The following is a 24,428-nucleotide window of genomic DNA, read 5'->3' on the forward strand; positions in this document are numbered from 1 at the left end:
AAACTGTTATAATCTGTCACCCAAACCTTGTAACCTGTTAAATAACTTAAATTAATCTATAACATATTAGCTAAAGTAGTAACAGGATAATGCATATATACTGTTATAAACTCATCTACCAATCTAACCATTACCTGAAACCCTTGTCATACAATGATTGTGGATATATGCGTTATTAATAGGTTATGCAAATATGAACAGGTTATGACTAACTAGTTAACGCATACATAAACCTGTTATATAAAAGCTCATTGCAGACATGAGCATAATCTAACCTGTTACGTCTGTTAATTTAAATTAACAGACGTAACCAGACAGATAGGCCATGCTCATGTCTTTAGCTATTTAGAGATTTATGTATGCGTTAACTAGACCAGTCATAACATTTATCACGCCAACCTCACACATATCCCAATCGTAACTCAGGATTTCAGGTAACGGTAGATGAGATTTACAACGCTATATATGCATTATCCTATTACTACAGTAACAATGACCCGCTGAAATTGCCCTAGGGACCCATTTAGCACGAATTTACAGAACTAAGAGTGACAGGCCACGAACAGTTACTATAATAACAAGTTGACCGGTCGTTGGTGATTTTGACTGGCAACTGTGTTGCGCGACGTCTCGCTCTCCCGTACGTGGTGGCAACGGCGGTTTTGCAGGTCTATATACCGGCAATAATTTGCTTGTACGGTCTGTACGGCTTACTATCGCCATGTTTCTCATCAGACTGTATCACGTTGGCTTTCTGGCGCAATTTCCATGCAGACTGCCGTTTTGGCTCTCTCATTTACAGTTTTGTAGCACGTCTATGTCACTGCATCGTAGTATAATCTACTACTACTATATCCTATTATAGCTTTGGACTCTCTTGAAAATATAACCTGAGTTTATTTGCATTAGCTACTGATAGAATTTCACCATCTTTATTTTTTGCGTACCTCATGACTAGTCAGAACGACCAGTTGGGCTGCTGCCTCGCAGTGTTGGCTTCTCTATGATTTGTGCGGTCTGTCATGGCGAAGGATATAGTGGTTATGCCTATTTAAAGCGCCACCACCACCAACTGGTGAACCACCATACCCAATGCCCAAGACTTACAACTACGTTGTCGCATCTTTCACTATTTGCCACCATCTGTACTGCTTTGCTAATGCTGGGTTTTATACAGTTACAACCTAACAGCATTTTATGTAAATTCATTTCACGCCTGTATTAACTACATCATGACACAGAGTAACTAGACCATATTAAGCAATCTCAATTTAGCGTGACTACGGAAAAGCAACTTGCAAGGCGACCATCCCTGACTGCTATTTCTGCCTGCAGTGACACAGCGCATCGCGCTCACCCCTTCAACATAACCACCGCTCTTTCCCAGCTAGAAATGCCTTGGGCAGTGTCGCGACCTACGGTTCTTACAGCCGGGCCACTTAACTCCCCGTATCTTAATTCAGCCCGTCATATCCCAGTGTACTCTGGCAACTTACTGATGCTTTGCTACAATACTTGGTAGTCACCGCGAAGAAGAGCGGCGCCCAGCGAGACTGTTCTGCATTTCTAGATATTAATCATCATGACACCAGAGATTCATCATGGCTCTAGGCCATGACACCCAGGCCCCAGGCTTTGTCTCAATTCTTGGCTTGGCCCGAGCAACACTTCATTTCTGTACTAACGGCAATGCTGGTTTCATACGACAATGCGGAACAACCGACACCTCGAAATTCTGTTCTACAATCTCTATTGCATGGCGTAACACTTATTACAAGAAAGATCGCTGCTAAAGAAATCGCGTAATCCCAATCAACAAACTATTATCTGGTTAGTGCGACAGATATTATTCCTGGCAACATGGTAAATCTTGCGGCTGTACATTGCCGAATATTTGGTTTCTCAATTCTGAAATTGATGGCGACATCAAATTTATGCTACAGAAATGCAGTGTAACAATACAAAAACACTCAAGCAGCGATTTCATGTGCGGCACCGGCAGATGTCGGCCACCTGGGCACAGGTGTGGTATGTTGACTGCTGCAAGCGGTGAGAATAGTGTTAAAGCGCGTGGCATAGTGATCAAGCATAGTCTATTGAGCAGCTTGAAAACTGATTAAGCGCTAAGTGCAATAGGGATGTAAAGACAATAAACCAATCTGAAAATAGCCAGTTTATTATACAATTGTTATTAAAATCCACTAATTACATAAACTTGAGTATTGTTCTATTAACTGTGAGAAGACTGCTTTGGCAGGCAAAGAACTGAGCGGCCAGGTTCTACTTCATGTTGCAGTGCAGTATTTGACTACGCAAAAATTGGGTGATCAGCAGAGAATTTGCTCTGTGAGCACTTTGTTGGCGCCTTTGGCTGGATTACTGAGGTCTTTCTGTTGTCCATGCCAGCTGCTGTATATTTAATCATCATCCTGTGGCCTCAATCAATAGCATGCCAGCAACCCGTTGCCGGATTGTGATCGCCCTCCCGTCGCCTGTCGTTGGAGCACTGACTTTCCCAAGATTCTTCCCCATAATATTATTGGCAATGCAAAATTTGACTCTTATTTTGTTGGTAATTTATTCGCCCAAGCCCACTATCTGTTTTAGCCAGAGCTGTAACAATATGACAACGAGACTCACTGTGCATCAGTTTCCAAGAAAGTTGTAATCTAACTGCCCAGCGATCAATACTCTACTGTTTCTGTGTTTTAACAATAAATCATTGTTTATTACAGAAGCATAACTGGAAATATATACTTATCTCTGGGTGTACTACTGTAGGAGGCCTAGTGATGCAAACAACTTGTGCACCAGCTACGAAATGCCCATTTGAAGGCTTACGTGCTGACGAAACCCAGTTTGTGACACCTTGCCGCGATGACGCACAAGTATAACGTTGCCAAGTTGGAGCCATGTAGGCTCCCGCGTTGGCGGCTGTCTCTCTGACCAAGCAGCGGAAAAATAACACGCGACCTAGCCCGCTATGTGCGTACAGAAGAACAGCGTACTGGTGAAGACTCCAGATATGCTGCGGTCGTGTAGGAGATTCCCGAACAACAGCAGGCGCCAAAGGTCGTGTGCCAATGCAATGTTATTTTTTGTTCGGGAACGGCGATCTTCGGCACGTTGCTAAATACTCTGGTCGAACTTGAACTGACTCATGCTATAATCCAGTACCAGAGCTCGGGATAAATATAGTTGGTTGCTCATCTGGGATAATACAGCTCAGTGACACCAGATGCGATCACTTACTGAAACACGTTCGTTATATTACTTTAGCGAAGGCTAACTCCACATTGAACGCGCTTTGTTAAATAGCCCGCTTGCCTTGTCGGCTCATTCTGCCAGTATTAAGCGAGACTGTCCGTCATTATGCCTGTAACATTATTTATTAGCGATGAGACAGGGAAGAAAAATCGAGAAACGGTGGCAATATCGGTATGTACAGATGTGCTTCTGAACGTACTGACAGGCCGTTCTGGCATTACTCAACAGTGGCGGCGAAGTAGAAAACAGTTTTACACTCACTTTCCCAAACGACAGCAGTACTCTGTTGAGGACAATCAGCACCCAGCAGGCTTGCTAATTTTGGGTGAGCACACCACATCGGCAATGGCCAACACCAACAGCAGTGCGCCAGCTGTTTCAAATATTGCTCGCCGATCGCCTTATAGCTGCACTGTCGACACTGACAGATTTTCAACTATTCATCTGCGTCCTGCAGCGGCGATGACAACGGGTTTTCGTGAAAACAATTAAACGCCGAGATGATCACTAAAGGTACGAAACCGCGACTGAAAACTAATCTCCGTATGCAGACAATATTTACTGGGGTGGCGAACATCTAGAAAGAGCGGATTTACAAGCTAACGTGCAGATTGTCCGGGGCAATTCGCTATTCATATTAGCGATACCTGCTTCACCGCCGAATCTCGTCGCTTTCCGGCGTGCTGGTACGACGCAACCGCGAAGGCCAGTACGACAAATGACGTCATGACAATCTGGCGGAAGTGGCGGCATAATCTTCCTGATGACGCAGACAATATGCCGCATTTTTGTTTCAGTAGTCTGTTGCGCTAACAATTGGCCTGCAGGTAATTCAAGCACGTTTAAGTATTGACGTATCCCCTGCCAGCGTTTATTCGCTGATATGTTCATCTGACTGAAACAAATTTGCGAAAAATATTTTGCAAAGCCTACATATAGAACAACCGTCGAGGATGGCGATCTTAATCAGATGGTCGTCTATTTGCGAACACCCCTAGTAGTAACCTCCCTAGCAACAGCTGACCGTACCGGGCGTGATTGCTGTTCGGTTTTGTGGGCTGTGCCAGTAATCCCATGGCGTGTTTTGGTGAGGGGAGCTGTCGTCGATGCAAGTTGAACTAGATCTCAGTGAACAGATCGATTTTAAGACTCCAAATACTTATTTTTAGTTTGCCTCCTCTGGCGAAGAATAAACGGCACGGTACCTTTACATGATATGTTTTTAACTGCCTTGTCATAAATCGCCTAGGTAAGAATTATTGAGATAGACCAGTTGTCGTTATTAGTTAGTTGTATTTGCTGGCGTGGTTGACAGTCTCTATGATGTGGTCATGTGAAGAGTTTTATATCTTTGAGCAATCTATTGCCAGCACAATTATGTTGACGAGAAATTACCCTTGTTAACGAAATTTTAAATCGAGTGCAATAGTTTATTAACATGAAGTCATTCAAGAAATTCGCTGGAAACAATCTCGGCGGGCAAGCTGCCTAGATGATATGCAGATGAACGCTACCTTTTCGAAGCTTGGGTGATGTGCCCGTCAAACGAAGGTGAATTTGTGATGCATTAATTTCAGCCAATCGCAATCTAACGCGACATACTTGTTAAACTTACGGAAAGCGACAACATTGTAGTGAAATTTAGAAAAGGAATTTGGAACACACAACAGCAAGAATAACAAATCAGCAACTGAGCACGTGATGAAAAACTGGCAAGCACTATCATCTTGCTATCCATTCCCCGGGACATTAGAAGATCAGCCGTCCCAATTACGTTGACAACAAATTTAACAGTACATATATAAAACTACTGAGTGCAATAATTAATTATTCGAAAGTGTGACATTGATGCACGATATGAACAATGTGTGCGATTGGCGATGAGCGTTATATCCTGCGGCATCTATAAACCCAAGGAGCGGTAATATCGGACCTAACAGCAAAAGTGTTGTATTGTGATAATTTTATTGAGCCTAGCGAGTATTGCCATCAGGCATCTTAGAATTACTCGGTCAGCGATCCCAGGCGTATGTGAAAATAATTGCCATCCGTGCTGGAAAAGTTAGGTAGAGACTGAATCAGTAAGCTTGCGTCTCAACCATACCAATATATTTAAGGCTAGGCGCAAACTCAATAACGAAATACGGCGTTAACAAGCTAGTCGAAGAATTCATCTCTAACATTCTCTTGTTCTGACGGGCTATTATCGTTTGCAGGCGACCTCAGCTAAATACGAGGAGAGATATTTATGTTGACTCCCGCATGGAAGGAGGCCTGGCAAGGCAGGTAAAAATTTCTGAGTGGCAATGTGTCTCAGGAACTTGTCATCGGCATTGTTAATTGCACTGCATAGGGATCTTGCCAGTCTGGTGCGTCATATCAGCTGCGGCGCGGGCTATTTGAGGTGAAGTTGCTGCGGCGACTGCAGCCTCCGCACCACCAATCGCCGTGCGGTGGCTAACTGCATTGCTTTGCGCGGGCGACACTATCTTTCATCGCTGGCAACCAGAAACAACGACTAGCGACAATATCCGCCAGGCCAGAGAAGAAAACCGACAAGTTTCCGGCGACCATTTTACAGTGTGAGATTGAACAAGCCCGGCGACGGCGTAACGAACTCGTGCGGTTTTGACTTTGCTCCTGATAATTCAACTTTAATAATAAACTTACCTACGGAATGCGGAAAAATGCTTGCGCTCAACTACTACGGTGTCGGCGTGGTGTGCCAACGGCGATAACTGTGACCAGAACGGCATTAAATGATGCACTATTACGATTCAGGGTAAGAGAAGAGGAAGGATATACATAGATCACATTCGCGTCGGGACTAAAAAGTATTTTACCTCTCTAATTTAATGAATTCTCTAGCACCTATACTATATTTTAACCTGATATCGATGAAAGCACACATGTAAACAATGAGATGACTGTCCCACATTTCAGAAAATTCCCGAGACTACGAAAGAGATTACTGCGTCTTTGTCCTGCTCAGCAACATTAACGAGAATCTTGTTGCTACCGGAAAGATTTACAAGCAATATCTGCTATGCAGTGCGACCAGCGCCTGCAGCCAGTTTAACGGCTGGCGTGAAGTTAGAAAAGCGCAGGCAGTTATCATCACCGTTAATTACGGAGACTAAAGATTAAGGTAATCGGGAAACCAACGCTAGTTAAGGCGTGTTCAGGCTAAGCAACGAGGTAACAATTTGATGCCAGTTGTTGGGCGTGTCTTGTGTCCAAACCATTGACCGAACTCTATCAGAGGTGGTTGAAAGAAGATGAGCGAAGCAATCGCTAGCATCATATACGGCGAGACTTCAATGTTGCTTCGTGGTTTTAAACGAAAATCGACAACCCACAACCGGAGGACTGCGTATGTTTGCGAAGAAGACACTGCAAGCGATAAACCACCAGTGTGCTATTAATAATCCTCCTCTTTAGAAGAAGACGGTATGCAAAGTGACAAGTAGGCTGTGTGCGTTACGATGAACCCGGCAATCAGGGCTCCGAAGAACATCTCGAAGCTTTCTGGTCAGTCTGGTGAAGCATCGAAGCGGCTTGATTGCCACCGAAGATTCTCGCGTACCATCCGCAATGAATGCCGACTGGGAACATTTGAGAATCTGGTTAATTTCCAGTTCTTCATCAACGCCAAAGCTTCGGAGTTGCAAAACGCTGACTTTAAAAGCCAAACGTTTCCTTTATTTCAGTATTTGCACAAGCGTATAACTCACGTCACGCAGAACGAAATCCGTCGTAACTGTTATCTGACGCAGAAAATGAGTCACACCGGAGTAATACAGCTGGAACACCGGCAAACAATGGAACAAATCAGCACGGGTAATTCTGCCCATTTCTGTGATTCGCTGGAACTGAGCCAAATAAGTTGTCAAGAGGTCGAAAATTGTTTAAGTGGCTAACAGAACAGGGGATGAATTTTGTAATTTCTCCAGAATATAACTAATTTTGGAAAGAAAGTAGTAAAATACATAACTCATTTATTTTTCTAGCTGATAGTTATGAACCTGTGCTAACTGCCACGAATACGCACTCTGATTTTCATCCTCCAGGAATACCTTTACCAAAATATTTATCTGAAATACAGGCTACAAGCTTAGGAACGCGCATGATTTTACTTCCTATAAATACACCAGACCTAGAGAGAGAAGACCGACTATTAATTAATATTTTTTCAGGCACGATATTTTAAATTTGTTGTATTTATGTACCGAGTAAGCTAGTATATGAGTGTTTTAAAAACAGGTTTGCTCATCCCGAGCAGAATGCGGGGAATATTTAGATATTTACTCATGCTCAAGGACAAAGGGAGAAGAGAGACGTATTAGAAAATATTATCTCCTACAAATTAATGAACATTTAGCGAGGAAGAAAATCAAAAGACAAAAACCTCTCATCCTATGTTCAATGATGCTTATTAGGGAAAAGCATAAAATGCAAACTTTTAATCAAGAGAATGAAGAAGTTACAATTAATCAAACTTACCAAAAGATGCAATAAATCCTCAGCTTGAGTGACAAGCTATTACCTGATACTTTCACTTACTTTTTTTGACATCTGATAACGAAGAAAGATGTAAGAAGACTTTGGTCGGTATTTTGTGCTTTTGGTATTTAGCACAGGATATTTACGATGCACCTGGGACTTGGGTAGAAGTGGAAAAGCGTATTAGTAACCAAAAAGCAGGCGATTTTTTTGAAAATGTCAAGCAGTCGCCTCTTTTAGTGCAAAATGGATGACTGGATGCGCTACCTGGGTTTTGCATGGGGTCATACTTTGGGAGGGAAACCCTCAATAGTTCCCCGATCCGACAGCTTATATTAAACGAAATCTCAAGCTTTTGTTTAATGGACAACAAGAAATTACAATCCAAGATTTTATTAATAGATTAGCCAAACAATGTCCTTTTATTTGAAAACTGGAAAGTTTCGAGAAGAGGTAGAAGAACAAATTGGCACACGCGAAACTAATTTTCTTTCTACAAGTACAGCTTTTGCCTTATTTCGACTTCAAGATGAGGGTGAGATTCAGCTTGAGAGACAATCTGATTCAGTCTTTATGATTTTTACCAAAAGTCAATAAACAAGTTGATAATGATGGGCGAATTTCTCACATTATTTGGAAAGGAGAAAAATCATGACTTTTGAAAAAGTTTGTCTGTTGGAAACTGGATATGATTCGTCAGGTGATTAGGAACGTGGAAGCAAACTCCAAACTGCAAATCATTTGTTTTTGGCTACACATCAAATCCTATTGCAATGTATCGTCAGGACTCTATTAAAGTTTTTATCACAAAAAAGAATATGATGAAGCCACAGTTTCTCAAAGATTTTTAGAGTGAAAAACGATGTTGCCTTTTGTACCTGTTTCTTTGGGGGTGAGACGGTACGGGAAAATCTCACCTGATTCAGCTGGTTGCAAGCTAATATAAAATCAACCGATAGACGAAAAGTGCTGCTAATTCCCAGAATTGGCACAAATTTAAAAGATATAATTGAAAAGATTTCAAATATTGCAGAATTTGAGGCAGATAAATTAGATGAGTACCGCAAACGTTTAAATCAATCGTTTGACTTCACAGATATGCGTAAGAGAACAATTATTAAACAATTCTGAAGCCAAGTTAGATAATGACAACATACACGCGCTAAACTTGCTGATGAGAAATCCCAGGAATATTTAATCGAAAATTTACCTGCTTTGCTATATGATGATTTCTTTCGAGAACATTTATTAAGAGATGGAGAGATTATTCATCGTTTAGTAATTCATACACTGATATCAATATACTATTGAAGATATTAATGAACGTCGTGAGTTTTTCACGGAAGATTTGCCTCTTAATATTTTAAATATTCAAAAAGCTAAGAAAGGCACGAGAATTTTATAGTTTATTAATAAATGATGAGGATAATAAGGGAAGGGCACTGTAATTTGGGGGGCTAATGATCACTTAGATGAAGCCATCACCCAAGTTTTGAATTTTGGTCGAGAAGACGGCAGCAATTAATGCGGAATAGTTTTTTACTTATATATTAGCAGAAAATATTGAATTAGTACTTTCTAATTGAAGATTTCGGCTAAATTGCAAGGTATTGATAGAGAAGTATTGGAAGTAGTTTTAGCAAGACCTCAGCAAGCTGAAATAAGACTATTATGTGCTAAGTGCGTACAGCATTAGCTTTTTTGTACTACAGGTTATTTTAAAATTTGATTGATATCTGCAACAGCGGTTTACCTTCGAATGTCAATCTTATTATTGAACCAACGCAGGGTAGAAATCTTTAATTACTCAGGATGATATTCTAAGTATTTGTTGCTAGATATCTAAATGCTGTCTATTTTTAAAGGAACAAGACATTGAAAACTGCTAATTCCTCAAAATAGAGATGAAATAGGGGGTGCTTGTAACGAATGCGAACATTCCTTCGCTTTGTCATACAGGTTTTGGTCATGTTGAGGGGAATGGGTCTTTATCCTTTCTCACCCTAAAGCTTTAGAACAGATGCTAGTAAGAGCAATCCAGATGAATTTAACTCTGGTGAATTTAACTAGAGATGTGCTGGAAAATACACTTTGGAAAATTCTATTGATGATATTGAAATGGGCGTTTCCCTTCAGTTACTTTAGGAAAACACTTCGGGAAGATGAGATTGAGTACTGATGTGAAGTTACATATTCAAGCCAAAGATCTACTCCAGAAGTTCAGGTGGATTAATCAGCATGACTGATTCCTTAAGGAGTTCGCTTGATTTAAAATAAAGTAAGGGCAGAGCAAGAGGTGACTACCAACTGGGATAAAATAATTAGAAAATTTTTAGGATAAGTTGGAACGCCAGGAGAAAGTTACAACTTTTGACGTGGGAAATTATTGATGGTGGATTTTCTGAAGATGAAATTAAAAAGACTTGCTGACGATTTTCTAAATAATTGTGAAATTGATGAGGATGTTTGGGATTTTATAGAGCAAATCATTGATCGCAAATTGTTGTTTGAAGGTTCAAGCCTCCGGAAGGCGATCGCTTTTTCGCACCAGGATGGCGGAAGGGGTGAGATTATTTGCCCGTCTCCGCCAACTGTTCCCGAATAATAGTTGGCAAACATCTCCTACCTTAGTTGCTGATTATCGCTTACAAATCCGTCCGAGAATTTATCCCAAAAGATATATTACGCCAGAAGCAGTAATTAAACAGCTAGAGGCAGATAAACTATTAACTCCAATACGAAAAAGCTGTTGCAGCTATACTAAATTCGCCATTGCGTGGTGAGTTCAACTTGCAGATTTTCAGCTACGCGCTACAAGCCGGATGCTGCGGGATTTAAACAGCACGAAAAGTCGCGGGATGATTGTCTGTGCTGGGACAGGAACGGGGAAGACTTTATCTTTTTACTTACCAGCACTGGCGCATATTGCAGGGTTGTTGAAAAAGAATGAGTATTGGAGTAAGGGACTGGCAATTTATCCCCGTAACGAACTTCTCAAAGACCAATTTTCTGAAACCTATCAAGAAGCACGTCGTCTTGATGCTGTCCTCAAGGCAGAAGGTAAGCGTAAAATTCTTATTGGTGCATTTTTTGGCTTAACTCCCAGAAGCGCAACTTTGGATCGGGTACAGGATAAATGGGAAGCTGAAAGTGGTGGGTTTACTTGTCCTTACCTGCGGTGTCCCAGATGTGAGGGTGCGCTATCTTGGCGACGGGCTGATTTAGAAGCAGGTAAAGAACAACTTTCTTGTCTCAAGCTATCTTGCGGTGCTGTTATCCAAGAAGATGAAGTAATTTTAACACGCGATCGCATGACGAAAACTCCCCCAGACTTGGTTTTTACCAGCACAGAAATGCTCAATCGGTCTATGGGAGACTCCCGTTACGGTCATATATTCGGCATTGCAACTGCGAAAAAGCCTCAGATAGTTTTGCTTGATGAGGTACATACTTACACGGGTATTCACGGGGCACAGGTTGCTTACCTGTTGCGACGTTGGCAGAAAATAATTGCCACAAAAGTCCAATTTACGGGTCTTTCGGCAACATTAGAAAGTGCAGCAGAGTTTTTTAGCCAACTGATAGGCTTAAATCCTGGTTCTATCGAGGAAGTTTCTCCCGGCGAAAATCAAGTTGCGGAAGGCACGGAATATCAATTAGTTCTCAGAGGCGACCCCGTATCTGGAACGAGTTTACTGTCTACAACGATACTAACTTCGATGCTGCTACGGCGCATCCTTGATCCATCTGAAGACCCTCCCAGCCAAGGGTTCTATGGTTCCCGTGTTTTTGCTTTTACTGACGATTTAGATGTAACCAACCGCTTATTTCATAACCTTTTGGATGCCGAAGGATGCGACAGTTGGGGTCGTCCTCTGCGGGGAAGACAGCCATTTGCAGCATTGCGATCGCATAGTGCATCTGAGGGGGAGCGAACGCTTAGTTGCTGGGCAATCTTGGCTTTTATGTGAAGAAATTGGTCATGGGTTGGAATTGCCTTTGAGTATTAGCCGCACTAGTTCCCAAGATACTGGAGTTACCCCAAATAGCGATGTAATTGTTGCTACTGCATCCCTAGAAGTGGGATTCAACGACCCAGAGGTTGGAGGTGTAATTCAGCACAAATCACCGCGAGATATGGCTTCATTTCTCCAAAGAAAAGGACGTGCTGGACGACGGCGAATTATGCGACCTTGGACAGTGGTAGTGCTTTCTGACTACGGACGCGATCGCATTGTCTATCAAGGCTATGATATGTTATTTAACCCAGTTTTAGAAAAGCGCTCGCTCCCCATCCAAAACCGCTATGTTATTCGCACATCTGCGGTTTTCGCTTTTATGGATTGGGTAGGACACCAGTTAGCAGCAATCAAAGGAAGTGTTTGGTATGATTTTGCCAGCCCATCTGAATACGCAAAAAAACGCCAGCAATTAGAAATAGAACTAATTGAAAAGATTCTCGAAACAGAAACAAGACAACTCGAATTGGCAGCATATCTGCAATCAGCCTTGAATTTGAGCAAAGATGAGGTCGAAGCTATTCTCTGGGAAGCCCCAAGGTCATTGATGATGGTGGTACTTCCCACTTTGCTGCGGCGTTTAAAGTCTAATTGGTATCGCTTTTCAGTACATTTAAATGAATCAAATCAAGATTATCAAACCAACGACCCCTTACCCGATTTCGTTCCCCCCAGTTTATTTAGCGACTTGCTCTTACCAGAAGTAAAGATTACGACACCTCCCCAATTGCGTAATAGCCAGCCAGATATTAACCTCATGCCCATTATTCAAGCACTGAAAACCTTTACACCAGGCAGGGCTAGTCGTCGTTTTGGGGTACAACACATCCATGCAACTCACTGGATTGCTCCCCCGAATTGGCAAGAAAGAGAACAAAATTTACCAATAGAAGACTACTGTACTGAATTTGAAGAAGCGGGAATTTTTCAACTTTGGCAAAATGGAGAAATTGTAGATATTCGCTGCATTCGTCCTTGGGCAATCAATCTTACACAAGTTCCTGCCAGCATTTCCGTTCGTTCTAATGCCCAATTAGAATGGTGCAGTCAAATAATTCCTCCCGACTCCGGTATTAAACTCCGAACTACCCCAAGGTTCCTCGTGGTGCAAAATTATTACTGAAGTTTGCTGCTTTACCCACATCCAACAATCGCCCCTTTGAAGTGCGGCGGTTTGCGATCGCCTCCCATGCTAACATCCGTTTTCAAAACGGTGACGAACTCGATAACGACAATTTGCTTCACCCAAAAACACGATGGTAATTCAGCAGCTGTAGGATTTGCCCAATCTGTTGATGGTCTAGTATTTCGCTTTTTGTATTCCCCTAATTTCAGCATCAGTCCCAGCGATTCTAATCCAGAGAAGATTTGGGCGTTTCGCACGGCATATTTCCGATATCGGGTCTTGATAGATGCCAGATTGTGTGAATTAACAAATGTCTTTCAACGGGAATGGCTTTATCAAATATATATATCGATGCTCACCGCCCGCGACTTGGCAGACCAAATCTCCCTACCTGAAGCTTTGAGGCGCTTTTGGGTGAAAATATGGGTCAAGAAACGGCAAGGGTTCTGGACAATATCTTTCAAAGCTTGAACGTCGAAGAAACTCTACTGGAAGAAGGGGAATCTGCACCAGAACAAATTCAGGGACGGCAGAGGGTGTACATGATAGGTTGCTGGGCACTTGCCAAACGCAGACATCATCCAAACTACATTAAATGACTTTTGCACCGATTCTCTGGTCAGAACCTGATGAAGAGTGGCACTCTTGGGCAGCATTACGTTTTAAAGCGCGACCTTGGGAGGGGCGCTGCTGGATGTTGCTGGGCAATTGTGTCCCCACTTTGATTTGGGCGACTTGATTTTAGATATTTCGATCCTGGCCCGCGTCCACCAGATGCACCTGCTATTTCCAGAGGGAGTAGAGGAAATTTGGATAACTGAATCTACCATTGGTGGCGGTGGGGGGCGATTGAGGAAATCTTGCGGCGCTATGCGTTGCTGATCCGGTGAATTTTTTCCCGATTGGCGGGGAGTGTGTTGTCACCTGGAGATTTTGGAGATTGTGAACTCGGAACTGACGCGGTTATTGGAGCTAACCCAAACCAGCGGTAGATGTCGCCGATGCAATGGGCTGATGTGCGGTTAGCCGAAGGACAAGGTGAATTAAAACAGCGTTGATCGCCTCCGCAAAGTCCTGTCCTCTAAGGGGATTTTGGTAACGCATCCGGTGATGACTGCAATTAACGCACGGGTTTTGCGTCCTGGAAGTACCTCAGAAACCGATAAACTACTGCTGGATTTGATTCGTTTTGTGGCATCAAGAAGAAGCGCGTTTAGGGTATTTTTGAAATTGATGCGGCAGGAGTTTGCCCATGTCACCAGTAACGATGACCAGTTGGATCAGGCATTGTTGCATCTTGATTTAGTGCAGCCTAATCCCTATTGGCGGTTTCAAGTGATTTATGGGCTGTTGTGGACGAGGAAATATTATTCGTTCTCGCGCCTTATCTTCTCGCTATCCCTTGTTGTGATTGCCGATGCTGATAGAGAAATTTCACTGGATATTTTGCAAGTGGGCGATCGCACAGTTTGGCTGAATGAACCCAATTGGCGAGAACAGGTGGGAGGAAGCGTTTAAGCAAGGTGCATCGGTTTCGCTGATAGCGCCTCCTGATGCGAGGGGGAGATTTAAAGTCAGCGATTTTGAGTTTAGCAGTCGAACCGATGGAACTTGGGTTTTTGCAGGTTTATCCATTGGTGGAGGGGGCAGAGGTATCCGGGAGGGTTTGGGGTGAGGCTACAGGTGCGAGAAACGGTGCAGTAATAATCTGCTTGAAGATAAAGTCTGACCATCCAACAAAATATGGATATTACTGTGATTTGAACTAAAATTGAGATTTTAACTCATGATATGCTTCAGGAATGAGTATCCAGTTTATAGTTCACTTTTAATATTCGAGTTTTTACTAATAATGATTATCGTGTTATAGGGGATAAAAAGACTGATAAGAGAGACGTTTATATCAATCCTTCAGCTTGATTATCATTATTATTCAGCTACGGAGTTGAAAGTAGGCGATCGCCCTCTGTTGTTGGGCGATCGCTTGTTCAATGAAATATTTTATTTTTACTCAAATATCTATTAAAATAAAAGTTTTGAACCATAAAATGGGTATTTGAATCATATTTTGGATTGAAAGTTTAAGTTAGAACAATTTTGTCAGGGATTTTTTGTGCAAGTTTTGTTCAATTGTGTTTTTCAACTCATTCTCTAGTTATGATTCATAATTTCAACTCTCACTCATGATTTGATTCAAAGTTTTAATTTGTGATTAGCGCGAAAGCCTGAATTTTCGTTAACTCTTTTCTAATTTATGGATCAAAATTTTTCTCACATTATCAAAGCATAATTAACCAACAAAAAGAACAATTTAGCATTAGCTATATTAGAGCGATCGCTGCCGTTGCAGGTTATTCTTTATATAGACCAGAAGTTGATAACGATAGCGTAGATTTAGGAATAGTCAGTAGAGGTGGTACAGGTAAAATCTTTTCCCCTAGACTAGAAGTACAACTAAAATGTACATCTAGAGGTATTCTGGATGAAAACTATATTAAATATCCCCTCAATCTCACCTATCAGGAGCGTTTACCAATTCGCGGCACAGGTGATTTAGTCAAACAAGATAATCATTTTATCCTGAAAAATCCTCAAAATTTGCAAATTGAGAAAATCTAAATTCAGCCTATCAATATTTTTTAGGTTTTTCTAGATGAGTTTTGATTTTAAGAGTTGTGCAATGCCTTTTCTGTGAAACGCTACGTGAATGAAGGGCGTAATTTCGGGAGTTACAATTAGTAGCGTAAAAGATACTTTGCCATGACTAAATTCAAGTGTAATTACTGAAGTGTTCTTACTAATAGTTAAGTTAACTTTTTTGTTAGCCAACATCTACTTTTATAAGAATTAACCAGAATGTTAACTTTTTCAATTGGTGAAGTAAAAAATGCACTATCTAAAGCTCTTGAGTCTTTGCCTGATTTTCATCAAATGAATCCTTTTCAAAAAGGAAAAGTTATTGATTTAACCTTTAAATCAGTTTTGAAGGATTTAATGAATCAGTTTAAAATGAAGCCAGGTATAGATTATGTAGATAATTTGGGTGAGAATGAGCCTGCAACTGATTTTGTAGCTTTATCTCAAAAGGCAGATCAACTAATTACAGGTTTGATGGAAGGAAAGATTATTGCAATAGATGGGTATGTTGCCAAAAGTAAGTTAGGAAAAGAATATGAAGTAAAAGCGCATTTTCGCAGCAATCCGAAAGTAGCTTAAATCTTCTACTCACCGTCTCAAAATAAATACTTTAACAATAATAAAATTCGGCTATTCACAATATGGAATCAAAATTTTTTGAAACTGGTAACTATATATATGAATGCAAAACTTCTCCTACCAATATGGAAGGTGATTTTGATACAGGTTATTTAAAACAATCAATTAAAAAACTTAGACAACGTTGGGATAGAGGAAATCTTCCAAGCGGCTACCGTTATGTATTTCCAGTTAATTATATTAATGTTGAAAGTATTAACATCCTCCAAAATTTGCAAAATGATTATCCAAGTGTAGATATAAAATATTATGACTGTGAACACGTTCAAAAACTTTTTGATAAATTTAGAAAAAGTTGGTAATTTACAGTCATTGGTTGATTATATCAAGCAAGCAAGAGGTAAATAAAAGTGTCTCAAGACTTATATTTTTATAAACAAAAAATACTGACAGATAGTGCCACTAAAATTCTTTCAGAAGAAGAAATCTATGAAGCGATTAAGGCATCATTAGCAAAACGAAATTTAGATAATGAAACTTCTGTGCGAGAGCAACTATTTCAAGAAGTTGAACTAAAGTCAGTTGAAATAAGTGCTTATTCTCCAGAAATTGAGACTTTATTAGAGAAAGATATTAAGTTTATAAATCCACAATCAAGATTTTCATGATGAATGAAAATATGTGGAATGCTATTAAAGGTTATATTATTTCTCGCTATATCAAAACAGATAATAGCATAAAAATAGATCCTGAAAACAGTAATAACATTGACCAGCTAATAAAAAAAGCTGAAGCAGCTCAATCCTGAAATAAGCGATGATTATTCAAATTTAAATAAATTATATAACAAAAAAATGCTATTTGTTAATATTCAATAGTCAGGGTAACTTATATCTGTTGTTTACTTACAATGTCCTCCCACTTAAGCATCTACTAAACCCTGACTTATTGCAAACAATCTTCGTCGCTTAACTCAGCAACCGCAGTCAGTGCGTATGGCTCGGTTTTCCCTGGATATCTATTTAGTATGCTCGTTATCGATAACATCGGCAAAAGTTCCTATACGTAGAATTATCTGGAAATTATTCGATCGCACCCACCCACACCGTTATAATCATTGATTAATTGAGGCACAATAGAACCAAAGGCACTGTGAACACACAATGACTACTCAATTGATGGTTCAACCCTCATCCTTAATGTCTTCTGGTATCAGGATGAGCGAATTCGGTGATATTTATCTTTTTAAATTTACCGATGAGCTACAGTCTCGCTTTGAAGAACTGTTGCAGAAGAAAAAAGCTGATGCGCTCACTCCTGAAGAAGAAGCTGAATATGTAGGCATTTCCGAACTTGAGCGAATATTTACCTTGATTAACGCTCAACTAGCAGCCAAAAGTAAATGGTGTCCGAACAAACTCGAAGACTTGTAAGAAAACGAGCTGAATATCTCTGCGAATACTGTCACTCTCAGAATACTTGAGTCCAGACCGTTTTACCATTGACCATATCATGCCGCAGTCTTTGAGTGGCTCTGATGAATTGGATAATTTGGCATTAGCTTGTCATCGCTGTAATGAGCGTCACTATAATTTTACAGTAGGTACTGATCCCAACACTCAAAAACAAGTCCCTCTATTTCATCCCCAGTCAGCAACAATGGTCTGAGCATTTTATTTGGACAAAAGACGGGACAAAAATTGTCGGTACAACTTCTACAGGGAGAGCTACTAGCCATCGTTTTGACTTCAATGATGAACGTCGGGATGAGCCTTCGATTCAAGTTGCTCGTCGTTTTTGGGTAGAAGCGGGTTGGCATCCGCCCCAGTTGAATCCACGTCAAGAATAAGAAGAAATGTCATCCCGCTATATTCACTCACGCCTAAGTTCCCGCCAAATCCCTGACTTACTCCAAACAATCTTCGTCGCCGAACTTATCACCCCCAGCCAATGCGTGTGGCTTGTTTCTCCGTGGATATCTGACATCCCCGTTATCGATAACACCGCCAACACCTTCCTATGCTTAGAACCTTCATGGAGTCGTTCCCGCATTCGCCTCTCCCAAGTCCTCGCCACTCTAGCTGAACGGGGAACGACTGTACACATTGCTACCCGTCCCGACTCTCATAACCACAGATTTATTGAACAAATCAAAGGCAAAACTGACTATCAGGATGTTCCTGTGCGATTCCACATTACCGAAGAACTCCACGCAAAAGGTATCCTGGGAGATGGGTATTATCTTGCAGGTTCGATGAACTTCACCTACAACGGTATTACAGTCAATGAGGAAGTTGTAACTTATGAAACATCCCCAGAAGCGATCGCTGAACAACAGTTGATTTTTACTAACCGATGGGGAGGGGCGTAATGCTATTTTGGATTATTTAATTTTTATCCTGTAAAAATTTGAGTACTTTTTATTACATCCTACTATATTAACTATGTGATATTCAAAAGCGATGACTAATGCCAGCAATGCAGATATCCGCCACTTCCTAGAGCAGTTTTTGGCACTGACAACAAATTTGACCTTGGCAAGATTGAACGTGGCGAAGGAAAACAAGCCAAAATCCGTCCTTGGGTCGAGTTGTTGACCAAAGGCGAACCTCAGCCAACAATTCTTCCCTGCTGGCGTTCCGAGAGTGTAGATTGGTACGGCATCGCCCTTTCGGAACGCCAATTACGCCGTTTGAGTGAAGAATTAATGGCGTTTGTTGGCCCCCACATATTCGACATTTCGCGGACAAAGAGCGCAACTAAACCCCCAAGACCCTATAGAATTAGCAATTTACGAATTTACTGGAGGCGCTGCGGTCAAACTGTGCGGACAAGCGACGGATGTTTGGGAAGCACTAGAGCAGATGCGCCGAGTGAGTGAGAGACGGGTGAAACGGGTCGCAGATATTCCCCGTCCCACAGGTCGCGTACTGCGGGACTTTTATATGGCATTGCAAGCAGGCGATCGCATTGCTGCGGAAAACTCACTACAATACCTTGTAGACCAGCATCGTCTGGATGCGCTGAATCTGCTGTTTCTGCGGGTGCAACTCTTAGCAGAACTAGAGCAATGGAATGAGTTGCTTACCCTCCGGAACTAGGCAATCTTTTACAGGTTCGCCGCCCCTTCGCCGTTACCCAAGCTCTGCTGAAGGCAGTATACTGCACTGAACTACAACATTTTGAGGACAATAACGCCCCAGGCAGTGCTGTAGCCTATTTCCAAGAAGTAGTTTTCCCCCGTTACAACAATCTTTTTGCTGTCCGTGCAGGTAGTAAAATCCCGGAAGTATTGAAATTATTTATGCTGCTGGCGGTGGGTGGAGAACCAACGAAACCTGCACTTCGAGACGAACTGCTGGCAATTGGGGAAGTTGAAGAAACTCACCGCAGCTATTTGCAAAGGTTAGCTGCACTGCTAAAAGATTCTACCCCGAACAGCGAAGGCGACCCCCTGCAACAAGCCGAACAGCTATCCAAAAATGGAGACTTTGATCAAGCTTTTTCATTGCTTTGTAATGCTACGTCGTCGAAAGAGAAAGTTCGCTTGCTCCTTCAATGCGCCTACGAGTTGCAAACTTTGGCGGTGGAAAAAGCTGTATTGCAAGCCTTTGACGAGTTGACTGCTGACGAGCAAACAGCCTTGCTAAAGGTACGTTGGAACCAAGATTTTCTTACTCAACTGCGGGGAAGCCAAAAAGGTACAACAAAAGACACCCCAACAGCTTTATCTGTCCCAACGAATTGGTTGGAGTGGTTATCGCAACTTGATAAAAAGCCAACCTGGGAACGAGCGTTATACACTGCACGCCAGGGTTCTGCCGAGTGGGATGTCACTAGCTTGCTGATGCAACCACAGGCGGTGGCAGAATTTGACGAATTGTTAAGTAAAGTAGGCTCAACAACGAGTCTATCCTGCACGATGCGCTTCCTTACTTGCTAGGATTTTTTCAGAAAGATGAGCAATTTCCCGTAGCGAGTTCGAGAGCCTTTATTACTCATTGCTAGAACTGCTAGTCCTGAGTACAGAGGGTGGGGATGTTGATTTGGTTTTGTTCAATGATTTAGCGATCGCTATTTTAACTTTGGGAGTTAATACAGCAAAATATACAGAGATTGTAGACTATGCTTTGGAGCTTTGGGACAGGTTCGCCTCACCCAAAAAAGTTGATTGGATGCTTGACTTAATTGATGTACTAATATCATATCCTTGCCCAGTCCTAGAAAAGCGCGAACAACTTCTATTTGCTACGGCTGAAACTCTACGCCGTTTTACAGAACGTATTGATGAAGTGCAAAGGGGAATCTTTCGCGCTTTGGTAAAAGATTTACACTTAGGAGAATCGTTTCCAGATTTGCTTGACGAACCAGCGAGTTTAGTCGAGGCAAAATCTGGAAGTTGAGTGAATATTTTCCAAAAACTCAAGAGTAAATCTGTTCTTATTTACACTCTCACAGAAACCGCAGCAATCAGAGTAAAAAGTATTTTTAGAAGCAGCTTGTAAAAGAAGTGACAGTTTATCTCAGTCATGACAAGGGAGGTAATGATAGGCTGCGTCAGTGGGTGAGAAATTCTGACATTGTTGTGATGGTGACGGCTAGTGCTAAACACGCAGCCACAGGTTTTATTGAAGCGAATCGTCCATCGCATCTTGCGCCGATTCTTTTGGTTAACAGTAAAGGTAGTGCAAGTATGCTGCGTGCGATTAGCTTATATCTTGCACCAGGCGACTAGAAGTCGCACGCCAGGTGCTTCAAGTCGGCGGGAGCCGCCCAACGCACTGGCTTGGCTACACAGGCAAAACACGCCTGCGCGGGTTTTGAACCTTGATTTTCCGTTAGTCTTCACAATACCAGGCGGACTTCGTTTCTTCGTTTATATAGCCGCGATTTATAATCGCTAAGGCTAGGTGCAAGATGTGAGTTAGGGAATATTTGGCATGTTCAAGCTAATAGACTAGGGGGATCGCAAGAGCGCCGTTAACTTGCCGGATGATATAACCCCGTATTTTCGTTAAATTCCACCCCATACCTGATCTATCCTTGCCCTTGCACCATGCCACAAAAAGCGGTGGATGCAGATTAATTCGCTGTTCACGTATAGTTTCTACATTTACACCAAGTCTTGAAGCTAAACCTTCTTCCGTTAATGGTTGGATTCGCGGAGTATGCCCTTTGATAGGATGAATTGTTATAGTACGATTTCTTCTGCCGCCTTGGTTGGTTGTTGAGATGATTTTGAATTTTAATAATCGCCTCGGTAAACTGTGTCATTCGGGCTGTCATCCCCTCAATTTTTTGTTCTAAATCGGCGAGATTATGGATTGCTCCAGTTTCGTTGCGTTATTAGATTCACCGAAGTTCTGTGATTCCAGCTTATCCAGTCGTTCGCAAATAGCTAATATCGTTTGGGAAGTAGGGTTGGCGCTTCTACTGTTACTGTCCAACGCCAGTATTAATTCATCCAAAGAGTGAAGCAACTCGCTTGTTCGTCCTTGTCGGTGCAGCTGGGATAACTCCCTAACTGCTGGAATCAGGGGAGTGGGTATGCGGATCATCTCGCTGGGTTTGTTCTCGTCAGACATAGTGATATCGCAATTGATAGCAACAGCTATCGATATCAAGTAGATAGCAATGCTATCAACATATCAGGGATTGGTGATTCAAGCACAAACCCGTTCGGGAATTGTCCGCCGTGTTTTGGGGTCTTTCGCCCTAGAAGGGATCTTGCTACTTTTGTGCAGGCTTTTGGAATTATTAACGAATAGTGCCGGCATATCCACGGCGCTGTCGTAGAATATAAAAGCTTCCTGAAACTGCACTTCAGTTTTATCTACTGAGTCAAAAATATTGCACCAGTATAACTACCCGAACATCATTATTAATGACTTGCTAAAGGGCGATCGCTCTGGGGATATGTGGTCGGGTGTGGGGCGGGGTTAAGTTGACTATATTTTCTTAACTAGACATAACTAAGTATAGTTACGGTTACTAATTATACTAAAACAGGTGAGAACAGTTACATACATTACTGAAACTTATGTTTAAGCAGCTAGTTTCGCTTTCAATACTAGTGTCTTTGCCCTTGTTGGCATAGCTAGCAGGATTACTGGGTCTTTCTTGTTCTCCATACCGAATTTTCGCGTTATGACTGATTATTTCTCTCTTTGTGTTTGCTCAATCCAGTCACGCACCAGCAAGCCATTACAGCCAGATAAATCTCTCAGGGCTTGGTTAGTCACAGCTAGCTGATAGGTGCTGTTCGGATTCTATCGTGTTTCCCTATTAACCTTAGCAATACGTAACTAATTCTCTAGCAACTTACTGATGCTAGCTTTTATACAATAATTGGTAGTCAATATTGAGAATAGCCGTATTTTGTATCAAGTTCTGATACCGTAGTCACGCCCTCTATATAAATAGATATTAATCATTATGACTACCAAATTCATCGTGACTACCAAACCATGACTACCAAACCATGACTATCAAACCATGACTACCAAACCATGACTACCAAAACCCAAATCCCCAATCTCAATTCTTGACGTGACTACGGGCGATCGCACTTCTCCAATTTGGAATGCGTGAATTTGGAATTGATTTACCTTGCTTTTTCAAAAATACTTCACGTCCTTGCTCAAATTCTTTTTCGGACTCACTGAGTATTTTTACTTAAGTCAAAAACAGCCAATTTTCTCAAATCAACAATAGCGAAAATAACCGTAGTAGGTATGTTTATTTTCAGGCGGCTGATTTGAGCTTTTACCCTTGCCGTGTAGGCCGTCAACAGGGCCGTCATACTGCCGTCAATTTTACCATTAGAAGATTTACAAAATCCCAGAAAAATTTCGTTTTTGACGGCACTATCGCCGTCATACTGCCGTCATTACTGCCGTTCCCAATGGAATGTTTAAAAATATACATTTTTTCCACTTAAATAAGAATAACAGACAAATGTTTTTTGTCCATGACTTACGGGAGATTCTAACTCTGTTTGTAAACGCGATGGCGTAACCGCCCACCGGAGGTGATCTCTCCTAACAGTGGCGTGATCAGTTAGCTTTTGTGATCGGGTGACGCGATCGCTCTCTCTGTGTTACCTTGCCTCCCAATTGAGATTGGTAGTCACAGTCCGCTTACGCCTCTCGACACTCCCAATACCTTCGGTTAAGGAACTTTTGCGTTGAGGGCAGCAGAGGTAGAAGAGAAGCAGGGGGAAAAGAACTAATTGTCTATCAACTCTTTCCTCCCCTGCCTCTGCTTTAATTGGACACAAGCGTTGTAAAACCTCAGTCACTTTTGTAGTTTTATCGGACTCATTTTTGGCTGATTCTTGATTTTTACCTCAACAAACTTTCCGCCAAATAAGGCGTACTGTGCGTCAAAAAAAGATGGATTACAGCGCTTAAAAGCTTTTAAGCGAATTTCTCAATAATTGGTAAATTATTGGAACAAAATGGGAGACTTCTAACAAGTATTGGTAAGTATTGGGAATTGTTCTTCTTTATTGGGAATTTTTGAGCTAATGAGAATTCCGTTACTGGATGATGTAAAAGGTGTAAAAAGGTAAGAAATAAATTGGAGAATTGGGAGATGTTGGATAGATATTGGGAGATGTTGAATGTAGTTGGTGAGGGTGGGGAATTTGGAGATTTTGTAGAGATATTCTCTCAAATCCACGAATTTAGTCAAATCAATCAACTAGTGCCAAAACTGTAATATTTCTTGATAAATGTCTCAATAATCACAGTTTGGGCGGTTAATATTGAGAGTATTTATCAATTAAATAGACAAAAAAAGGGTCAAAAACAGGGGTAAATTTTTTTTTAGACAATGGCCGCGATGCCTGCGGTTCTTGCTAGCCGAAGCACCTTCTTCGACCTATGCTTAATTCCCGAAGCGATCGCTTCTCCCTCCTATTCCCCCACTGCTGACTCTCGCCCCTCTAGCTCGACCGCATTCGCCATTGGGCATTGGATGTTGAGGAAGAGGCGATCGCCCGTAGTCATGCTACGCTCTACTCCCCTGGTGGCCCTATTAGACATTGGAGATTAGGGATTGGGTGAATGGGCGTTGTCATTCCATCTGTGAAACTTGATCTGCTTTTGTCGTTCTTTTGTCGTTCTTTTGTAGTCAATTTTAGCTGATTGCAATCGCGTCAACCATCCCACCTAACACTGCTAAAATAATTTTTTATCCCAAATTTTCATTTTTTCGCTTCAAAAGCCATGCAAAAATGGCTGAAATTGAAGTTACCCAAAATAAGCGTAGTGGGTACGTACGGTTATTTTATT

General features: G+C 41.7%; 25 protein-coding genes and 1 pseudogene. 24 read left to right on the forward strand and 2 right to left on the reverse strand.

Annotation, left to right across the window (positions count from 1 at the left end):
- Nucleotides 1-1,047 precede the first annotated feature (1,047 nt).
- Nucleotides 1,048-1,209 carry a hypothetical protein gene (locus tag FD724_RS38220; protein WP_179076789.1) on the reverse strand — a complete coding sequence of 54 codons (162 nt, stop codon included), beginning with the start codon at nucleotides 1,207-1,209 and terminating at the stop codon, nucleotides 1,048-1,050.
- 2,163 nt (nucleotides 1,210-3,372) lie between these two features.
- On the opposite strand from FD724_RS38220, the gene FD724_RS38225 reads away from it, so the two are divergent.
- The 21 genes and pseudogenes from FD724_RS38225 to FD724_RS38325 all read left to right on the forward strand — a co-directional run bounded on the left by FD724_RS38225 (nucleotide 3,373) and on the right by FD724_RS38325 (nucleotide 20,866).
- On the forward strand, nucleotides 3,373-3,759 hold the full coding sequence (locus FD724_RS38225) for a hypothetical protein (RefSeq protein WP_179076790.1): 387 nt from the start codon (nucleotides 3,373-3,375) through the stop codon (nucleotides 3,757-3,759).
- Nucleotides 3,760-6,752: 2,993 nt separating this feature from the next.
- The gene (locus FD724_RS38230) at nucleotides 6,753-7,187 is read left to right on the forward strand and encodes a hypothetical protein (RefSeq protein ID WP_179076791.1); all 435 of its coding nucleotides are present in this window, start codon (nucleotides 6,753-6,755) and stop codon (nucleotides 7,185-7,187) included.
- Nucleotides 7,188-7,835: 648 nt separating this feature from the next.
- Nucleotides 7,836-8,024 (forward strand): hypothetical protein, encoded by a 189-nt coding sequence (locus tag FD724_RS38235; protein WP_179076792.1) that lies wholly within the window; start codon nucleotides 7,836-7,838, stop codon nucleotides 8,022-8,024.
- Between the two features lie 2,253 nt (nucleotides 8,025-10,277).
- The gene (locus FD724_RS38245) at nucleotides 10,278-10,553 is read left to right on the forward strand and encodes a hypothetical protein (protein WP_179076794.1); all 276 of its coding nucleotides are present in this window, start codon (nucleotides 10,278-10,280) and stop codon (nucleotides 10,551-10,553) included.
- Nucleotides 10,554-10,592: 39 nt separating this feature from the next.
- The gene (locus tag FD724_RS42275; RefSeq protein ID WP_372726556.1) at nucleotides 10,593-11,741 is read left to right on the forward strand and encodes a DEAD/DEAH box helicase; all 1,149 of its coding nucleotides are present in this window, start codon (nucleotides 10,593-10,595) and stop codon (nucleotides 11,739-11,741) included.
- Nucleotides 11,686-12,912: a helicase-related protein gene (locus tag FD724_RS38250; RefSeq protein ID WP_372726557.1), complete on the forward strand. Its 1,227-nt coding sequence runs from the start codon at nucleotides 11,686-11,688 to the stop codon at nucleotides 12,910-12,912. The genes FD724_RS42275 and FD724_RS38250 overlap by 56 nt, the downstream gene beginning before the upstream one ends.
- Nucleotides 12,913-12,915: 3 nt before the next feature.
- Complete coding sequence (locus FD724_RS38255; RefSeq protein WP_179076796.1) at nucleotides 12,916-13,386, forward strand: hypothetical protein; 471 nt, start codon at nucleotides 12,916-12,918, stop codon at nucleotides 13,384-13,386.
- A gap of 124 nt (nucleotides 13,387-13,510) precedes the next feature.
- A complete protein-coding gene (locus FD724_RS38260) occupies nucleotides 13,511-13,654 on the forward strand; it encodes a hypothetical protein (protein ID WP_179076797.1) in 144 nt (47 codons plus the stop codon).
- 371 nt (nucleotides 13,655-14,025) lie between these two features.
- On the forward strand, nucleotides 14,026-14,433 hold the full coding sequence (locus FD724_RS38265; RefSeq protein WP_179076798.1) for a hypothetical protein: 408 nt from the start codon (nucleotides 14,026-14,028) through the stop codon (nucleotides 14,431-14,433).
- Between the two features lie 798 nt (nucleotides 14,434-15,231).
- Nucleotides 15,232-15,534 carry a DUF4365 domain-containing protein gene (locus FD724_RS38270; RefSeq protein ID WP_256874785.1) on the forward strand — a complete coding sequence of 101 codons (303 nt, stop codon included), beginning with the start codon at nucleotides 15,232-15,234 and terminating at the stop codon, nucleotides 15,532-15,534.
- Nucleotides 15,535-15,771: 237 nt separating this feature from the next.
- Nucleotides 15,772-16,131, forward strand: coding sequence for a hypothetical protein (locus FD724_RS38275; RefSeq protein WP_179076776.1), 360 nt, complete (start codon nucleotides 15,772-15,774; stop codon nucleotides 16,129-16,131).
- A 62-nt stretch (nucleotides 16,132-16,193) separates the two neighbouring features.
- The gene (locus FD724_RS38280) at nucleotides 16,194-16,493 is read left to right on the forward strand and encodes a hypothetical protein (RefSeq protein WP_179076799.1); all 300 of its coding nucleotides are present in this window, start codon (nucleotides 16,194-16,196) and stop codon (nucleotides 16,491-16,493) included.
- 48 nt (nucleotides 16,494-16,541) lie between these two features.
- On the forward strand, nucleotides 16,542-16,799 hold the full coding sequence (locus FD724_RS38285) for a hypothetical protein (protein WP_179076800.1): 258 nt from the start codon (nucleotides 16,542-16,544) through the stop codon (nucleotides 16,797-16,799).
- Nucleotides 16,796-16,939, forward strand: a complete 144-nt coding sequence (locus FD724_RS38290) for a hypothetical protein (RefSeq protein WP_179076801.1) — start codon at nucleotides 16,796-16,798, stop codon at nucleotides 16,937-16,939. The genes FD724_RS38285 and FD724_RS38290 overlap by 4 nt, the downstream gene beginning before the upstream one ends.
- Nucleotides 16,940-17,294: 355 nt before the next feature.
- Entirely contained in the window at nucleotides 17,295-17,564 is a 270-nt protein-coding gene (locus tag FD724_RS38295) for a hypothetical protein (RefSeq protein ID WP_104900801.1), read from the forward strand.
- Nucleotides 17,534-17,980, forward strand: a pseudogene (locus FD724_RS38300) (HNH endonuclease). The gene FD724_RS38295 and the pseudogene FD724_RS38300 overlap by 31 nt, the downstream one beginning before the upstream one ends.
- 6 nt (nucleotides 17,981-17,986) lie before the next feature.
- Complete coding sequence (gene dpdK, locus FD724_RS38305; RefSeq protein WP_104900803.1) at nucleotides 17,987-18,502, forward strand: phospholipase D-like domain-containing protein DpdK; 516 nt, start codon at nucleotides 17,987-17,989, stop codon at nucleotides 18,500-18,502.
- A gap of 343 nt (nucleotides 18,503-18,845) precedes the next feature.
- Entirely contained in the window at nucleotides 18,846-19,232 is a 387-nt protein-coding gene (locus FD724_RS38310) for a hypothetical protein (RefSeq protein ID WP_179076802.1), read from the forward strand.
- Between the two features lie 203 nt (nucleotides 19,233-19,435).
- Nucleotides 19,436-20,074: a hypothetical protein gene (locus FD724_RS38315; protein WP_179076803.1), complete on the forward strand. Its 639-nt coding sequence runs from the start codon at nucleotides 19,436-19,438 to the stop codon at nucleotides 20,072-20,074.
- A 58-nt stretch (nucleotides 20,075-20,132) separates the two neighbouring features.
- Entirely contained in the window at nucleotides 20,133-20,534 is a 402-nt protein-coding gene (locus FD724_RS38320; protein WP_179076804.1) for a hypothetical protein, read from the forward strand.
- Nucleotides 20,535-20,641: 107 nt separating this feature from the next.
- A complete protein-coding gene (locus FD724_RS38325) occupies nucleotides 20,642-20,866 on the forward strand; it encodes a hypothetical protein (protein ID WP_179076805.1) in 225 nt (74 codons plus the stop codon).
- A 568-nt stretch (nucleotides 20,867-21,434) separates the two neighbouring features.
- Here the strand turns inward: FD724_RS38325 and FD724_RS41795 are convergent.
- Nucleotides 21,435-21,716, reverse strand: a complete 282-nt coding sequence (locus tag FD724_RS41795; protein ID WP_179076806.1) for a hypothetical protein — start codon at nucleotides 21,714-21,716, stop codon at nucleotides 21,435-21,437.
- 49 nt (nucleotides 21,717-21,765) lie between these two features.
- On the opposite strand from FD724_RS41795, the gene FD724_RS38335 reads away from it, so the two are divergent.
- The 3 genes from FD724_RS38335 (at nucleotide 21,766) to FD724_RS38340 (ending at nucleotide 24,189) form a co-directional block, all read left to right on the forward strand.
- Entirely contained in the window at nucleotides 21,766-21,927 is a 162-nt protein-coding gene (locus FD724_RS38335) for a hypothetical protein (RefSeq protein ID WP_179076807.1), read from the forward strand.
- Nucleotides 21,928-23,727: 1,800 nt separating this feature from the next.
- Nucleotides 23,728-23,853 (forward strand): hypothetical protein, encoded by a 126-nt coding sequence (locus tag FD724_RS41515; protein ID WP_256874774.1) that lies wholly within the window; start codon nucleotides 23,728-23,730, stop codon nucleotides 23,851-23,853.
- Nucleotides 23,854-23,976: 123 nt separating this feature from the next.
- Nucleotides 23,977-24,189 (forward strand): hypothetical protein, encoded by a 213-nt coding sequence (locus FD724_RS38340; protein WP_179076808.1) that lies wholly within the window; start codon nucleotides 23,977-23,979, stop codon nucleotides 24,187-24,189.
- Nucleotides 24,190-24,428 lie beyond the last annotated feature (239 nt).

The sequence above is a fragment of the Nostoc sp. C057 genome (genome assembly GCF_013393925.1).
Lineage (GTDB): Bacteria > Cyanobacteriota > Cyanobacteriia > Cyanobacteriales > Nostocaceae > Nostoc > Nostoc muscorum_A.

Excerpts from the sequence above, each read along its gene's own strand:
- FD724_RS38220 (WP_179076789.1), bottom strand. The coding sequence starts at position 1,209 with ATGAATTTACATAAAATGCTGTTAGGTTGTAACTGTATAAAACCCAGC.
- FD724_RS38225 (WP_179076790.1), top strand. The coding sequence starts at position 3,373 with ATGCCTGTAACATTATTTATTAGCGATGAGACAGGGAAGAAAAATCGA.
- FD724_RS38230 (WP_179076791.1), top strand. The coding sequence starts at position 6,753 with ATGAACCCGGCAATCAGGGCTCCGAAGAACATCTCGAAGCTTTCTGGT.
- FD724_RS42275 (WP_372726556.1), top strand. The coding sequence starts at position 10,593 with ATGCTGCGGGATTTAAACAGCACGAAAAGTCGCGGGATGATTGTCTGT.
- FD724_RS38260 (WP_179076797.1), top strand. The coding sequence starts at position 13,511 with ATGACTTTTGCACCGATTCTCTGGTCAGAACCTGATGAAGAGTGGCAC.
- FD724_RS38265 (WP_179076798.1), top strand. The coding sequence starts at position 14,026 with ATGACTGCAATTAACGCACGGGTTTTGCGTCCTGGAAGTACCTCAGAA.
- FD724_RS38275 (WP_179076776.1), top strand. The coding sequence starts at position 15,772 with ATGTTAACTTTTTCAATTGGTGAAGTAAAAAATGCACTATCTAAAGCT.
- FD724_RS38280 (WP_179076799.1), top strand. The coding sequence starts at position 16,194 with ATGGAATCAAAATTTTTTGAAACTGGTAACTATATATATGAATGCAAA.
- FD724_RS38290 (WP_179076801.1), top strand. The coding sequence starts at position 16,796 with ATGATGAATGAAAATATGTGGAATGCTATTAAAGGTTATATTATTTCT.
- FD724_RS38295 (WP_104900801.1), top strand. The coding sequence starts at position 17,295 with ATGACTACTCAATTGATGGTTCAACCCTCATCCTTAATGTCTTCTGGT.
- dpdK (WP_104900803.1), top strand. The coding sequence starts at position 17,987 with ATGTCATCCCGCTATATTCACTCACGCCTAAGTTCCCGCCAAATCCCT.
- FD724_RS38315 (WP_179076803.1), top strand. The coding sequence starts at position 19,436 with ATGCTGCTGGCGGTGGGTGGAGAACCAACGAAACCTGCACTTCGAGAC.
- FD724_RS41795 (WP_179076806.1), bottom strand. The coding sequence starts at position 21,716 with ATGTCTGACGAGAACAAACCCAGCGAGATGATCCGCATACCCACTCCC.
- FD724_RS38335 (WP_179076807.1), top strand. The coding sequence starts at position 21,766 with ATGCTATCAACATATCAGGGATTGGTGATTCAAGCACAAACCCGTTCG.
- FD724_RS41515 (WP_256874774.1), top strand. The coding sequence starts at position 23,728 with ATGTTGGATAGATATTGGGAGATGTTGAATGTAGTTGGTGAGGGTGGG.
- FD724_RS38340 (WP_179076808.1), top strand. The coding sequence starts at position 23,977 with ATGCCTGCGGTTCTTGCTAGCCGAAGCACCTTCTTCGACCTATGCTTA.